This is a genomic window from Pseudomonas sp. KU43P (assembly GCF_033095865.1).
Lineage (GTDB): Bacteria > Pseudomonadota > Gammaproteobacteria > Pseudomonadales > Pseudomonadaceae > Aquipseudomonas.
Map to the genome: position 1 here is coordinate 3,538,814 of NZ_AP019365.1, position 12,398 is coordinate 3,551,211.

The following is a 12,398-nucleotide window of genomic DNA, read 5'->3' on the forward strand; positions in this document are numbered from 1 at the left end:
GAAATGCAGGGCGTTGCGAACCATCTTGTGATCAAAGGCCCGAGCCGGCACTTTTTCTGGGGCTGCCCGAATACCACGAGTCATCTTGTTCGACTAATGGTTAAACAGCTGGTGTCAGTGATGAATTTTTAGGTAGCAGAGCGCAACTTTTGCACCTTGCATGTTGGTGACCGATCTCGGAAGGCCGGTTGCTAATGGCCTTTCTCTGTGGGGCCGAGGGCTCGGATCTGATAGTCGGTAACGGTCTGAAAGCGATGCTCAGCCAACAGCCTGAGGCGCTCCAGCTCAGCTCCAACCACCCCTTGAGCCTGGGCCTGATGGTACAGCGTCAGGGCTTCCACGGCCTCCAGATACAGGGGGTGGTCAGGCATGAGCACCTTGATCAGATCTCGTTTTACGAACCAAACGGTGGTTGCTAGCCCTTCGCCTCGATAGTGTTCACGGCTTTTTCACATGCAGTATGGGAGCGTTAGCTATCCCTACGTGTGATAGAAGCTCCTTTGCCCGCCCCCAGCGGGCTTTCTTTTGCCCGCAAACTCTCTTCAGCACGTATGAAGAGCGCACCCATGCCCCCCTATTTGCAGTAGACAGTCCAAAGCTCGTCGACCCGCGTCGTGAAGCTCTGGCTCATCATCTCCCGCCGCATTCCCCAGGTTGGATCAACAGGCACACTGGCCAGACGCATCGTCCCCCTACCCCACCTGCCATTAACCGCATCGAGCACACCCATCAACTTCTCGCTCGCCACTGGCTGAGCAGCTGCGAACAGGTCGCCAGTGATTTCGTTCGGCTGGCTGAGGTCGAGCAGCAGTACTTCAGCCTTGCTATAGCGGAAGCCCTCCCGATAAACCCGCTCCACCCCCTCCTGCGCAGCTTTTGTTAGCAAACGGGAGTCGTCAGTCGGGTACGGAAGTTCGACCAAGACACCATTGGCGTACTTGGCCTCATCCGGATTGAACATCCCGGTGCGGATGCTCACGCGTAGACGTTTGCAGAGTGACTGCTGGGCTCGAAGTTTCTCAGCAGCCCTGGACGTGTAGGTGGCCACCGCCTCCTTGATTGGGGCCAGCTCAGTGAGCCGGGTACCGAACATGCGGCTGCAGCAAATTTCCTTCTTAGGTGGATCAGGGTCATCCAGCTCCAGGCAGGTGGTGCCGCCAAGCTCGCGCACGGTTTTTTCCAGCACAACGCTGAACTGCTTTCGGAGCGACCAAGCATCGGCGTGTGCCAGCTCCCATGCGGTACGAATATCGATAGCCGCTAGGTGGGCGGAGAGGCGACGACCAATGCCCCAAACATCCCCCGCATCGCATTTCTTGAGCACCCAGTTGCGCTTCACCTCATCGCGCAGGTCTACGACGCCACCGGTATGGCTCTGCCATTTTTTGGCAGCATGATTGGCTAGCTTGGCGAGGGTCTTCGTTGACGCGATGCCGACGCCGACTGGGATGCCGGTTTTCCGATAAACCTCCGCGCGAATTTTCCGGCCTAATCGCTCTAGGTCACCCGGCATGCCAGTGAGCTCAGCGAAGGCTTCGTCAATGCTGTATACCTCTGCAACCGGTACCATTGATTCAATGACCGTCATGACTCGCTCGGACATGTCACCATAGAGCTCGTAGTTCGACGAGCAAGCCACTATGCCGTGCTTGCGAAGTTTGTCTTTGATCTGGAAGTACGGCTCACCCATCTTCACGAAAGGCTTGGCATCAGCCGAGCGAGCGATCACACAGCCATCGTTGTTGCTCAACACGACGACGGGTTTGTTGCGAATGTCGAGGCGGAATACCCGCTCGCAGCTGGCGTAGAAACTGTTGCAGTCGATGAGGGCGAATACCCGCTCAGGCTTTGTCATGACTGCGCACACTGAAAGTTACGACACCCCACACTTGGAGTTCTTCCCCTTCGAGCAGGTACCTTGATGGATATCGTGGGTTCTCCGATTTGAGCACCACTTGGCTGCCATCACGAGCCAGGCGCTTGCAGAGTGGTTCGCAGTTGACCGCCGCGATGACAATGTGGCCTGGCTCAGCCTCGATGGAGCGATCCACGATCACGAGGTCGCCAGGGTAGATGCCGGCACCGATCATCGAGTCGCCCTCTACACGCACCAGGTAAATGTGCGGAGCGCGGACGTCGAGTAGCTCATCAAGGGAAATGCGCTTTTCGAGGTGGTCGGCTGCAGGCGAAGGAAAACCTGCCGGGACATGGAAGGAAAAGAGTGGGAGCTTCGCTCCGGTTGGTTCGAGTGGGCCGAGTATGGTGACCATGCCTAAAACGCCTGTACTGTATATTTGTACAGTTAAGCGCTTTGCAAGCGTCCGGTCAATCTGGATAAGCAATGACGAGATGGCCGGGGATTCGACGGAAGGTGGACTGGTAGCCGAAAAAAGCCCGAGCATCAGGCACGGGCCGCTCAGAGAGCAACACCCGCCCTAATCAGTTATCCAGTTCGTCTTTGATGATCTTCCCGTCGTGCGGATCAACTTGGAATTCATACCGCTTGCCATCAGCCTTGATGCCCTCACCTTCCCAATGACCATCGTCGGCTTCGATCTTGGTGATCTGGGTGTAACCTGCGCCTTTCAAGGTGGCCTCAGCCTGATCCTTGTTTACCTTCCAGTCAGCACCAGGCGTATCTGCCCAAGCGGAAGAAGCTCCCATAGCACCAACCAATGCAAGGCCGGTGAACAGTCGAGTCATTGCTTTCATCGCTAACATCCTTTTTGCTGTGAATGTGAACATGCGACCTGCCTCTAGCGATCCGGGTTCAGTCGAAGAGTTCGTGCAGGAATTGCATCGGCACTCAGCCCGACTGAAGTGAGCAATCAGCATTACGCGGCGGAAACCTCTATCTGAGACAATCCAAGCAACTCGGCTTGAGCTAGGATGTCGTCCGGTGATGAATCAGCTGCAGGCAGTACAAGGCTGTTTTCACTATCCCCGAAGTGCAACACGATTAGGTGCATTGCAGCCTCATGACGCCTGAGCTCGTCCTGCTCTAACTCCAGTCGGTAACTTTTCGGCTCTTCAGCCAAGCGATATTGAATGTTGTAAGTGGCCATGCTCACCTCAAGGTCTACGGGACTACTAAACCTGACCATCAGGATAACAATCTGTTCCTATGAGGATTGGGCCGCTGGGTTAATACCTGGTCATGCCTGCTACTCGACGATTTGCTGATCGAATGGGGCAAGCGACGAGAGATCCCTCGAAAGCAGCGCAGCTGCTGTGGGCTTAAGCATGGTTGGGTTCAGCTGAGCCCACGCTACCCACCTGCAGGCCTCGATCCGCTTCCCTAAGACAACCCGGCAGCCATCAGGTATCTCAGTGCAAAAGAGGTGGTGGAGGATTTTCCCCACCTGGACGGTGCCAGTACCGTGCAGACCGGAGCAATGCAGCGATAGCTCACTCCAAAGCTCGCGCGCAGCTGCAACGATTGGCTCCTCACCTGCAGCGAGTGCCCCACTCGGAAACTTCCACTTGGCGCCCTTTCTGCGCACAAGCAGAACTTTGTCGTTGTGGGTACAGATAATAGTGGTTTTGGCTCTGACTGGACGATGCTTGAATACGCTCATGACAAATCGCACCTCGATAACGCGCGACATCCTGAACGCTGATGTGACCTTCCATACGATGGATGACCTGACGGATTGAAGTTCAGTTCCGACCAGCATTTTGACGGCTCGAATTACTACCTGCTTTGGAATGTCTCGAAACGTTTGAAAGCTCCGGAGTAGAAAGGACAAGCTAGGCTTGCCGTATGGAGATGTGACGAGGGGCCAAGGATGCGACATCGAGGAGCTGGGCTTGGGCAGAGCCTGCCTTGCAACACCATTCGCATCTGGAGTCGCTAGCTGACGGAGCTTGGCTAGACATCCAGGTTCGGTTATCTCGCACTGGCGACACTCAACTGTTTATCGGGATCTACGGGCAATCCGGCCTAGCACGTGTTGAGGAAGCCTATGCAAAGCGGCCAGGTGAGACAGTAACTCGAGCAATGGCGTGGGGCGCTCGCAGAGGTCGGGCACTCGCTAAAACAGGCTCTGAAAGCAAAGCAGGCACTGTTTAGGTCGACGGAGGGAATCCCATGATTGATCCGATCATGCAGCTAGACGCAGAGTTAGAGTGGCTGGGTCAGATCGCAGACGAGCTCGAACGGGAGGTAGCTATCTGCCCTCTTACTCGGCCAACGCTGATCGCGTGGCTAACGGAGTGGGCAGCAAGGCCTGACGGAAAGGCAGGATTGAAGAGGGAGATCCCTCACCTTCCCCAGGCTTTGAAGTCGGCCTACGCAGAGTGGATTCATCACGGTGGAGGTCGCTGATACTACTGCCAGCGACCACCAATCCGTTACCTAGGCCTCTACGCTACATGCTTCTCGGCAGGACGCTGCTCAGTCGCCAAGCATCTGGCTCGACCTACCCCCCATGCCAACGCTCGTGTCATCGACTCCCCCGGTCGAGAGTCGTAAGCCTCTTCGTGAAGAGCCATCCCTGAGCCGGCATAGACACCAATGAACAACTGCGTATGGCCCGTCCGCGACAGCCGTACCTGGATGTCCATGCTTGTGCCGTCGTCCAAAGTTTCATCGTGAGTTCTATGGTGGAGCGATGGATCAACCCATTTCCAAAACACATCACCGCGAATCCGCATGCCGCCCTCCTACGACTTTAGTCTTATATGTGGGGTGCCTCTACCATAGCGCAGCGAAGCGGAAACAACAGCTCCGCCGAGCGGATAATGGCTCATCAATATGACGAAATGTGAGTTATGGTGAAACGAGATAGGCGAGCGGCTATCACCTAGAGCGCCTTTCTCTCCGGACAGAACGTCTGCATCGGAATGCAAATCTTGCCCTTCGATTGCCTCAGCGGCACTATCCATTCCTACAGCCAAACCCGCTTGGCTGAACGGAGAGGTGATGCATGGACATTCAGCGCCGGAACAACGTCAGAGTCCATGGCGAAGGCACTTCGACTCTGGTCTTCTCTCATGGCTTCGGCTGCGATCAGACCATGTGGCATTATCTGTTCAAACACTTCACCAACCGCTTTCGCGTGGTGCTGTATGACTTGGTCGGCGCAGGCAGATCGGATCTGGGTGCGTATGAAAGCGAAAAGTACAGCTCACTGACCGGTTATGCTCAAGACCTGAATGAAGTCATCGATCACTTTGGGCACGGCCCCGTGATCGTTGTCGGTCATTCGGTGAGTGCGATGATCGGAGCACTGGCCGACCGTCTTTTCCCAAATCGCATAGCCGCTCATATCATGGTTGGGCCTTCTCCATGCTATATCGATTCTGATGGCTATGTGGGTGGGTTCAAGCTCGAAGACATTCACTCGCTCCTCCACACTTTGGACAGCAACTATCTGGGATGGTCGAGCGCGATGGCCCCTGCAATCATGGGTTCGCCAGGGCAGCCAGCACTGGGCGATGAACTTACCAATAGTTTCTGCCGCACAGATCCGGAGATCGCGAAGCAATTCGCACGCGTGACCTTCTTATCCGATAATCGCGAAGACATCGCCGGCCTGGATACCCCGACGCTCATCTTGCAATCCACCGATGACCTGATTGCTCCGATGGAAGTGGGCCGGTACATGCATGCAACCTTGCCCTACAGTGTTCTTCATCTCGTTGATAATGTGGGACATTGCCCGCACATGAGCGCTCCACAAGCGTGTGCCAAAGCAATGGACGATTTCCTTCAGCCTTGGGTAGGCGAAAATGTCGGTTGATCAGCCTTTACTGCCAGTGTTCGAAGATCTTTTCGATGGTGCCCCGTGTGGGCTTGTTGTCACCGACGAAGACGGCACGATCCTGCGCAGCAATCGGATTTTCAGCATCTGGATGGGCATCAGCCAGGGGGATCTTGCCCAGCGTCGATTTCAGGATCTCCTGACAATGGGCGGAAAGATCTTTCATCAGACCCATTGGGCGCCCCTCATGCGCATGCAGGGCTCCGTCGCGGAGGTGAAACTTGACCTCAAAAACGCCAGTGGGCAGACAGTCACGATGCTACTCAATGGCGTAAGGCGTGTTCATGCCGATGGCGTTTACTACGAAATGGCGTTGTTCGGGACTACTGATCGGGACAGGTATGAGCGCGAGATTGTGGAGGCACGCCAGCGTGCCGAACAGCTGCTATGGGAGAAAACCAACGCGGAAGCAGCGCTACAGCAGGCAAATTTGGAGCTAGATCTTGCGTATGAAAAATCCCAACAGCGCGCTTTATTTGCTGAGCAAATGGTAGCTATCGCAAGCCACGACCTCAAGAATCCTCTAACCGCGATCAAGATGGCTGGAGACCTGCTGGCACGAGGCGAATGCACACCAAGAGACAGAGAACTACTTCACCACATCAATCAGTCCTCCGAGCGTGCTCAGCGGATGATCGCAGATCTTTTGGACTTTGCCTTGGCCAGGGTAGGCCGTGGAATCGGCATCTCACGCAGTACGGCTGACCTGCACCTGGTCATTGAGAGAAGCGTAAGCGAGCTACGTATTGCCTTCCCGCAAGCAAGAATGATCCATACCCAGGTAGGCGCAGGTATGGCAGAGGTTGACGCTGACAGAATCCATCAGATCATTGGAAATCTGGTGGCTAACAGTGTGGCCTACGGGGATCTTGGACAGCCCATAACGGTCACATCTGCCCTCCAGGGAGAGATGGCCATCCTATCGGTTCATAACGAAGGTACAGCCATACCCGAATCTTCGCTGGGTAACCTCTTCGAGCCGATGACGAGAGTGAGCGAGTTGGACACCGATCTGAGAAGCGTAGGTCTCGGGCTCTTCATAGTACGAGAAATAGCTAAGGCTCATGGCGGCGATGTGGCCGTCGACTCTACAAAAGAAAGTGGCACATCATTTTGCGTAAGCTTCCCCCGAACCGGTGGTGTTCAGCCTCAATAAAAACCTGGCCTACCTAAGGGCTGCGTCAGCGTTTGACGGCACGGAAGAATTGTCTGTCAGGTCATCCGAGATCGCCGAAGGCAGATATTAGCTAAGCTTACCCATGACACAGTGAGCTTCATTACAGTCGTTAGCCGTTCATCTAAGAAAGGTAGTTTGCATGGGTTCTATTTGGGTAGCCATTGCCATCTTCATATGTTTGCTTTCAGCATCCTTAGTGATGATGCACCTCTACCCCAAGCTGGCCGCCCGCCATCGAGATGAAGATACAAATACAGTGGTTCGTCTTGTAGCGAATATTTTTGTGGTAATGACGTCACTTGTGTTCGGCCTGATGATTAATTCAGCCAAGAATACATTCGAAGCGATAGATGCAAACGTGCACACCTATGCAACGAGCCTGATAATTCTAGACCGCTCACTTAGCACATACGGACAGGCCGCCAAAGAGTCTCGTATGCGTTTGCAAGTATATGTTGAAGAAGCCATTGCCAATCCCTATCGTGGGGATCAAGCGCTGCTTCATCAAAAAAGCACCGCTGCCAAATACCTGGACTCTGTGGGTACGGCGCTGAATATGATTACGCCTATTGACCGCTTCCACGAATCCATGATGGTTGATATACGTCAACAGTATCATGGGATTATTGAACAGCGCTGGAAGATCGTGGAACAGTCTGAAGGCTCCATTCCAGGCCCTCTCATAGGAATGCTGGTGGCTTGGATGACACTCATATTTGCCAGCCTGGGGTACCGGGCCCCAAAAAACCCGATGGTCATCAGTATGTTTATGGCGTCGTCGTTTCTCATTGCCGCCTCAGTTTACCTAGTTCTTGATATGAATGTTCCTTTTCATGGGCCAATTCAGGTCTCAGACGCGCCTTTACGTCGAGCGCTCGCCGAGATGCAGTTGTAAATCCGCGCACTCCACTACCAGCTATTCTAAGCGGCTTTCATCGTTCACCTTGGAGGATCGCATTGGGGTTGGCCTGAAGATCGGCGAGGGACAGCGTGTGGGAATTCGGGCAATCCACTATTCCAACGCTGATATCAAACAGCCGAACGAGGGCATTGAGTCCTATGCACTCTTCTATAGCCATCAGATCTAAGTTTTGAACAGGCGCACCTTCTCGTCTTAGTCACTCATAGGGCCTACCTCAATGTGATGCGGAGCAAATTGAGTTCGCTGCATGAGGTAGCTCTGCATAGCTAGGGCGTTCCCGAGCGCAGCGCCTGACGCGGTGTTGTCGAAAATGCACCAGACGGGCACGTTTTTGGTGATGCTGACCTCGAGCTGTGCTGCCAGACGTTGAAGATACTCTTCGGAATAGGCGCTGTAATAAATGCGGGGCACGCCATGCAACCGCCAATAAACCAGCCCTGGCCAGCCACCCGGTAGCGCATCAACTTCGAAACGTGACGGGCTAGCGGCTACCTGGGCTATTTGAAATTCCAAAAGCATGGAATGTGCTGCCCGCCAAGATGAATGCCTGGGCTCAATTGCCACAGGCCCTGGATAGCGTATACGCAGGGATTCAAAAAAATGCTGGGCGACTTTTTCCTCGTATTCCAGCGATGGGGGCAACTGCACCAGCAGGCAACCGAGGCGAGCTTGTAGCTGGCCGCATCGTTCTAGGAACGCATCCAACAGTGCTTCACATCCGCTCAAACGACATTCGTGTGTGATGGCCTGCGGCAGTTTGACCGCAAATCTGAACCCCTCGGGCACCGAAGCAGCCCAGCGAGCATATGTCTGAGGCCGATGTGGTCGATAGAATGAACTGTTGATTTCTACCGCGCCAAAGCGGACGGCATAACGCTGCAAGTGGCTGCCGAGGTGCGGAAAGTCTTGGACGTAGGGGCGTGGCACGCTCCAGCCAGCGCAGCCGAGGTACATCATTGCGTTTCTCCCGTCGCACCTAGCACTCTGGTTTAGTCAGCCGGAAGATATCCAATCGGTCTTAATCCCTTCGAGAAAGCGTCTCGAGGGAAGGTTCCAGTTGGGCACGGCCACCAATAAGCGAACTCGGATGAACTTCGCGCTAAGGTCAGTTGCCTCTGCTTGTATCGGGCACCCTTGCCTGACCGACAGGAGGAAACACCCATGACATTCGGTCGCCCTCTTCTGCTGAGTATCAGCCTTCTGCTCCTGCAGGGTTGTTTTGATGAGCCTAAGCATGTCGATGAAGACGCCAACCGCAGCAAAGCTTCGCTGCAAATGCAGAAGCCAGACGTAGATACCCATGACGAAAAAGCTGAATGATATTTCGTGACACGAGGAGGCTGCAGCCCAGTCGACTCTCTGGCCGAGGGTAAGCAGACCTTGCTCTGATCACGCGCAGCGCTTGAGGATAGTTTTGATCGGACGCCGCACCCGGCGCTTTGAAACATCTCGGGCCTTGATCCAACGGCACGACTCGATCTCGTTTCGGGGGCGCGGCTTGTCGTAGGCCTTGCGAGCTTCGAACAGGTAGTGGATGACCTTGTCTTCCCGGTACATCGTCAGGTAGCGAAGCTCATCGAACGCGAGGCCAGTTTCCTCGACCATCTCGCGCATTGCCGCTTCGAGCGGCGTCTCGTCACGCTCAACGCGTCCCCCTGGCAAGTTCCACTTGGCGTTGCGTTTGCGAACAAACAATACCTCACCGTCTTTGCGCTAGATCACCGTTGCGCGCAATTTGATGCCTTTGCGTTTGGCTGTAGCAGTGTCCATTGCCTTCATGCGCTGCCCTTTTGTAATTGGCTGGCCTAGATCCGGCAGGTTCCTTTCCGAGATTAGATCGTCCTTGTGTCGGTTAGATGACCAGCATAACGATAGCAACGTTCAGTTATCGGCGCCGAATCGTATAATACCCTGCTCGCGTAGGTCGAACGCCTTTCGACGCCTCAATTGAACTTCATCAGATCATGAGAGCCTTCCGTCAAAGGGAGGACACGTGATGAATCCATCGAGAGAGCTTCATTCCACCGTCATCTGCCTGCAGGCTGGCAAGGTATTGCTTGTGCGAAAGGAGGCCCCAGAGTGGTCTCTCCCTGGCGGCAAAATTGATCCAGGCGAAACTCAACTTGACGCGGCACGTCGTGAGCTACAGGAAGAAACCAGTCTGGAACTCACTGACCCTCAGTTCCTGGGGCATCACGTTCTGCAATCTGAAGAGCATTGGCTGTATCGGATGGCCTTAGCTGATCCTACGATACCCCGGCCTTCGCACGAAATAGTCGAGTGTCGCTGGTTCGCGCCCCATGAGATCTCCCGCATTTTGATAAAACCTACGAACATAGAACTGCTCCGGCGGGAGGGATTTATTGCCGCCAACAGATAGTTTCCCCAATTAGTAGCATTGCCAAAATGAGGGTTCCACCTGCTTTACCGGAACAACGACTCGCCCATTCTCAATAAGAACAGGTTTGAGCGCTGGTCGGGCGAGCCAAAGACTTCGCTGAGCCTATGATTCCGGGCGAGTCGAGCTGTCTCAGGGAGACAGCAAAATGGGCAACAAAGGTTTGCCTCTCGCTCGCAGCCTCCAACCGATAAACATTAGCGTAAATGAAACAACCGTTAGGATGAGGCTTATCCCTAAGCGATCATGTAGTCCTAAAGCCATAACGACTATCAGGGCTAACGCTCCGAAAAGCCCAGCACAGCCCAAAGCAGTCATAAGCCACCCCAAGGTTCGCATCCCAACTCCTCAATGTTGATACTCGAGATCAATTCGACTTGATACGAGACCATACGCATTTGGCAAAGTGCCATCAGCGCGTAGACGCGCCCCTCTCGCGTCTAGAGCTTAAATCGGACATGGATGCAGCTTTTACTATCTTGGCGATCAACCACTACTGCCGCGCTGCCGTAACCGGAATAGCTTTTGACCAATCGCATGCCAAGCCCAGTTCCTGTCGGCTTAGGGTAATGATCAGGAAAGCCGTCGCCCTCATCCCTGACGGTAAGCTGAGCATGATCGCCGACATGCTTGACGATCACGTCGATGGAGCCTTTGCCGTACTTAAGGGAGTTGGTGATCAACTCGTAGATCACTAACCCCAAAGGCGCCATTCTTTCTGGTGGCAGGACGAAGTCGTCAGCCTCCAATTGAATTTGTCGGTCGGCCAAGGCCTTGCCCAGATCACCCAACAGAGCATTCAGGTAATCGCGAGCGCAAACCTCTTGGGCTTCGGCGGCCTGATAAAGCCGCTCGTGAACACTGGCAATGGTCACCACGCGTCCTGCGGCAGTTTCAAGCTGTAACTTCACTGCCGTATCTGGCGTGAGATTGGCCTGAAGTAACAGCAGTGTATTTACCAGGTGAAGGCTATTTTTGACGCGATGGTGGATTTCTTCGAGATATAAGTCGCTCCGGCTTTGCTTTGTGTTCTGTGCATCGATGAGGGAAAGCAGTTGAGCTTCGTACTGGTGCCGCTCAGTGATATCCCGCGATACAGCTATGATCCGTTCCACCTGGCCATCTGAGCCCATGATCGGTGCGACAGTCACGTCCCACCATTTGGGTTCATCGGGAGCGATTGGGCAGTACGATTCGAACCTCATGGTTTCGCCAGCGCTTACTTTAGCTACCGCCTCCCAAACAAGGGATCGCGACTCCTCAGGCCACAAGTCATACCATCGCTGACCTTTAACACTGGTCAGTTGGGTATTCAGGAATGTCAGCCCGGCTTCATTCATGAACTCGATCTCACCGCTCGGGGCCAGGATGTCCACCCAATCAGGGCTTGCGTTCAGAATCGTCTCGGAATAAGGGTCGGGAACTGGAACATCCACGCCTGAAGATATTCTTTCGACAGCCATGGAAATGACGTTCGAGATGCCTTCCAGAAATACCAGATCGCTCTCTACAAAATCGTCCCCGTTGCTGCTGTCGGCTTCCAGTACACCAAACGGACTCAGCACACCCCGGATCGGGACATTGATGGCCCGTTCGATTCCATATTTTTTCAGCAGCTCCGGCGTACGGAAGCGGTTTTCCATACCCAAATGATTAGAGAGTACAGGCCTGTAGGTGGCCAATGCATAGCCAGCGGGACTAGCCACATCGCCGCCCACGGTTGCCTGCCCGATGTCAGAAGCATCCCAGCCAACGCCGTGGGTCAGAACAAACCCTTCCCCGTCCTCTGCTGGCTGGAGCACCTTGGAAAAACGAGTGCTCATCCCTTCAGCGACTACTTCACATGCACGGGTCAGCAACAGATCCAAGTCCGCAGCCTTCAGGGACTCTACGCCAAACTCGACCACGAGCTCATGTTGGCGGTGCAAGCGCGCATGAGTTTTCTTCAAGGCCGCTCGGATTGTTTCGTCCACTGGTAGTTGCTGCATACTCTTCCCTTCCGGGTTAACGGGAAACGCCCAGAATCCTTTCAGGGCGTACAAAGGCGGTTCGCTTACCGCTTTCCTACCATAGCCGCTAATCCATGACGGCGCCTAGCGCACCACTCATCGCCCCGGAGCAACGGCGTAGAGGCCC

At 54.5% G+C, this 12,398-nt stretch carries 16 protein-coding genes and 1 pseudogene; 7 read left to right on the forward strand and 10 right to left on the reverse strand.

Going from position 1 to position 12,398, the window contains the following annotated elements; translation table 11 throughout:
* Positions 1 to 191 precede the first annotated feature (191 nt).
* The 6 genes from KU43P_RS16005 to KU43P_RS16030 form a co-directional block, all read right to left on the reverse strand.
* On the reverse strand, positions 192 to 371 hold the full coding sequence (locus KU43P_RS16005; RefSeq protein WP_317658339.1) for a hypothetical protein: 180 nt from the start codon (positions 369 to 371) through the stop codon (positions 192 to 194).
* 203 nt (positions 372 to 574) lie between these two features.
* Positions 575 to 1,855 carry a Y-family DNA polymerase gene (locus tag KU43P_RS16010; protein WP_317658340.1) on the reverse strand — a complete coding sequence of 427 codons (1,281 nt, stop codon included), beginning with the start codon at positions 1,853 to 1,855 and terminating at the stop codon, positions 575 to 577.
* Positions 1,842 to 2,270, reverse strand: a complete 429-nt coding sequence (locus KU43P_RS16015; protein ID WP_317658341.1) for a LexA family protein — start codon at positions 2,268 to 2,270, stop codon at positions 1,842 to 1,844. Before KU43P_RS16015 ends, KU43P_RS16010 begins: the two co-directional genes overlap by 14 nt.
* Before the next feature lie 169 nt (positions 2,271 to 2,439).
* A complete protein-coding gene (locus KU43P_RS16020; protein ID WP_317658342.1) occupies positions 2,440 to 2,712 on the reverse strand; it encodes a PepSY domain-containing protein in 273 nt (90 codons plus the stop codon).
* Between the two features lie 122 nt (positions 2,713 to 2,834).
* Complete coding sequence (locus tag KU43P_RS16025) at positions 2,835 to 3,065, reverse strand: hypothetical protein (protein ID WP_317658343.1); 231 nt, start codon at positions 3,063 to 3,065, stop codon at positions 2,835 to 2,837.
* Positions 3,066 to 3,164: 99 nt separating this feature from the next.
* Positions 3,165 to 3,797 carry an NUDIX hydrolase gene (locus KU43P_RS16030; RefSeq protein WP_317658344.1) on the reverse strand — a complete coding sequence of 211 codons (633 nt, stop codon included), beginning with the start codon at positions 3,795 to 3,797 and terminating at the stop codon, positions 3,165 to 3,167.
* Positions 3,798 to 3,826: 29 nt separating this feature from the next.
* Between KU43P_RS16030 and KU43P_RS16035 the strand changes: the two genes are divergently transcribed.
* Positions 3,827 to 4,072, forward strand: coding sequence for a hypothetical protein (locus KU43P_RS16035; protein WP_317658345.1), 246 nt, complete (start codon positions 3,827 to 3,829; stop codon positions 4,070 to 4,072).
* Between the two features lie 293 nt (positions 4,073 to 4,365).
* Here KU43P_RS16035 and KU43P_RS16040 read toward each other — a convergent pair whose 3' ends face one another.
* A complete protein-coding gene (locus KU43P_RS16040) occupies positions 4,366 to 4,656 on the reverse strand; it encodes a hypothetical protein (protein WP_275750640.1) in 291 nt (96 codons plus the stop codon).
* Between the two features lie 272 nt (positions 4,657 to 4,928).
* Between KU43P_RS16040 and KU43P_RS16045 the strand changes: the two genes are divergently transcribed.
* From KU43P_RS16045 to KU43P_RS16060, 4 genes are all read left to right on the forward strand, one after another.
* Positions 4,929 to 5,744 (forward strand): alpha/beta fold hydrolase, encoded by an 816-nt coding sequence (locus KU43P_RS16045; protein ID WP_317658346.1) that lies wholly within the window; start codon positions 4,929 to 4,931, stop codon positions 5,742 to 5,744.
* Positions 5,734 to 6,921, forward strand: coding sequence for a PAS domain-containing sensor histidine kinase (locus tag KU43P_RS16050; RefSeq protein WP_317658347.1), 1,188 nt, complete (start codon positions 5,734 to 5,736; stop codon positions 6,919 to 6,921). Before KU43P_RS16045 ends, KU43P_RS16050 begins: the two co-directional genes overlap by 11 nt.
* A gap of 160 nt (positions 6,922 to 7,081) precedes the next feature.
* Positions 7,082 to 7,837: a hypothetical protein gene (locus tag KU43P_RS16055; RefSeq protein WP_317658348.1), complete on the forward strand. Its 756-nt coding sequence runs from the start codon at positions 7,082 to 7,084 to the stop codon at positions 7,835 to 7,837.
* Positions 7,776 to 8,030, forward strand: a complete 255-nt coding sequence (locus tag KU43P_RS16060; RefSeq protein WP_411567220.1) for an acyloxyacyl hydrolase — start codon at positions 7,776 to 7,778, stop codon at positions 8,028 to 8,030. Before KU43P_RS16055 ends, KU43P_RS16060 begins: the two co-directional genes overlap by 62 nt.
* Before the next feature lie 26 nt (positions 8,031 to 8,056).
* Here KU43P_RS16060 and KU43P_RS16065 read toward each other — a convergent pair whose 3' ends face one another.
* A complete protein-coding gene (locus tag KU43P_RS16065; RefSeq protein ID WP_317658349.1) occupies positions 8,057 to 8,821 on the reverse strand; it encodes a DUF72 domain-containing protein in 765 nt (254 codons plus the stop codon).
* A 204-nt stretch (positions 8,822 to 9,025) separates the two neighbouring features.
* Here KU43P_RS16065 and KU43P_RS16070 point away from each other — a divergent pair, with 204 nt between their 5' ends.
* Positions 9,026 to 9,184, forward strand: a complete 159-nt coding sequence (locus KU43P_RS16070) for a hypothetical protein (protein WP_317658350.1) — start codon at positions 9,026 to 9,028, stop codon at positions 9,182 to 9,184.
* A 69-nt stretch (positions 9,185 to 9,253) separates the two neighbouring features.
* Here the strand turns inward: KU43P_RS16070 and KU43P_RS16075 are convergent.
* A pseudogene (locus KU43P_RS16075) lies at positions 9,254 to 9,562 on the reverse strand (NUDIX domain-containing protein); the annotation flags it as partial.
* Between the two features lie 298 nt (positions 9,563 to 9,860).
* On the opposite strand from KU43P_RS16075, the gene KU43P_RS16080 reads away from it, so the two are divergent.
* On the forward strand, positions 9,861 to 10,244 hold the full coding sequence (locus KU43P_RS16080; protein ID WP_317658351.1) for an NUDIX domain-containing protein: 384 nt from the start codon (positions 9,861 to 9,863) through the stop codon (positions 10,242 to 10,244).
* Positions 10,245 to 10,702: 458 nt separating this feature from the next.
* Here KU43P_RS16080 and KU43P_RS16085 read toward each other — a convergent pair whose 3' ends face one another.
* A complete protein-coding gene (locus tag KU43P_RS16085; RefSeq protein WP_317663843.1) occupies positions 10,703 to 12,250 on the reverse strand; it encodes a histidine kinase dimerization/phosphoacceptor domain -containing protein in 1,548 nt (515 codons plus the stop codon).
* Between the last annotated feature and the right edge of the window lie 148 nt (positions 12,251 to 12,398).

Excerpts from the sequence above, each read along its gene's own strand:
- KU43P_RS16005 (WP_317658339.1), bottom strand. The coding sequence starts at position 371 with ATGCCTGACCACCCCCTGTATCTGGAGGCCGTGGAAGCCCTGACGCTG.
- KU43P_RS16010 (WP_317658340.1), bottom strand. The coding sequence starts at position 1,855 with ATGACAAAGCCTGAGCGGGTATTCGCCCTCATCGACTGCAACAGTTTC.
- KU43P_RS16015 (WP_317658341.1), bottom strand. The coding sequence starts at position 2,270 with ATGGTCACCATACTCGGCCCACTCGAACCAACCGGAGCGAAGCTCCCA.
- KU43P_RS16020 (WP_317658342.1), bottom strand. The coding sequence starts at position 2,712 with ATGAAAGCAATGACTCGACTGTTCACCGGCCTTGCATTGGTTGGTGCT.
- KU43P_RS16025 (WP_317658343.1), bottom strand. The coding sequence starts at position 3,065 with ATGGCCACTTACAACATTCAATATCGCTTGGCTGAAGAGCCGAAAAGT.
- KU43P_RS16030 (WP_317658344.1), bottom strand. The coding sequence starts at position 3,797 with ATGTCGCATCCTTGGCCCCTCGTCACATCTCCATACGGCAAGCCTAGC.
- KU43P_RS16040 (WP_275750640.1), bottom strand. The coding sequence starts at position 4,656 with ATGCGGATTCGCGGTGATGTGTTTTGGAAATGGGTTGATCCATCGCTC.
- KU43P_RS16045 (WP_317658346.1), top strand. The coding sequence starts at position 4,929 with ATGGACATTCAGCGCCGGAACAACGTCAGAGTCCATGGCGAAGGCACT.
- KU43P_RS16050 (WP_317658347.1), top strand. The coding sequence starts at position 5,734 with ATGTCGGTTGATCAGCCTTTACTGCCAGTGTTCGAAGATCTTTTCGAT.
- KU43P_RS16055 (WP_317658348.1), top strand. The coding sequence starts at position 7,082 with ATGGGTTCTATTTGGGTAGCCATTGCCATCTTCATATGTTTGCTTTCA.
- KU43P_RS16060 (WP_411567220.1), top strand. The coding sequence starts at position 7,776 with ATGGGCCAATTCAGGTCTCAGACGCGCCTTTACGTCGAGCGCTCGCCG.
- KU43P_RS16065 (WP_317658349.1), bottom strand. The coding sequence starts at position 8,821 with ATGATGTACCTCGGCTGCGCTGGCTGGAGCGTGCCACGCCCCTACGTC.
- KU43P_RS16070 (WP_317658350.1), top strand. The coding sequence starts at position 9,026 with ATGACATTCGGTCGCCCTCTTCTGCTGAGTATCAGCCTTCTGCTCCTG.
- KU43P_RS16080 (WP_317658351.1), top strand. The coding sequence starts at position 9,861 with ATGAATCCATCGAGAGAGCTTCATTCCACCGTCATCTGCCTGCAGGCT.
- KU43P_RS16085 (WP_317663843.1), bottom strand. The coding sequence starts at position 12,250 with ATGCAGCAACTACCAGTGGACGAAACAATCCGAGCGGCCTTGAAGAAA.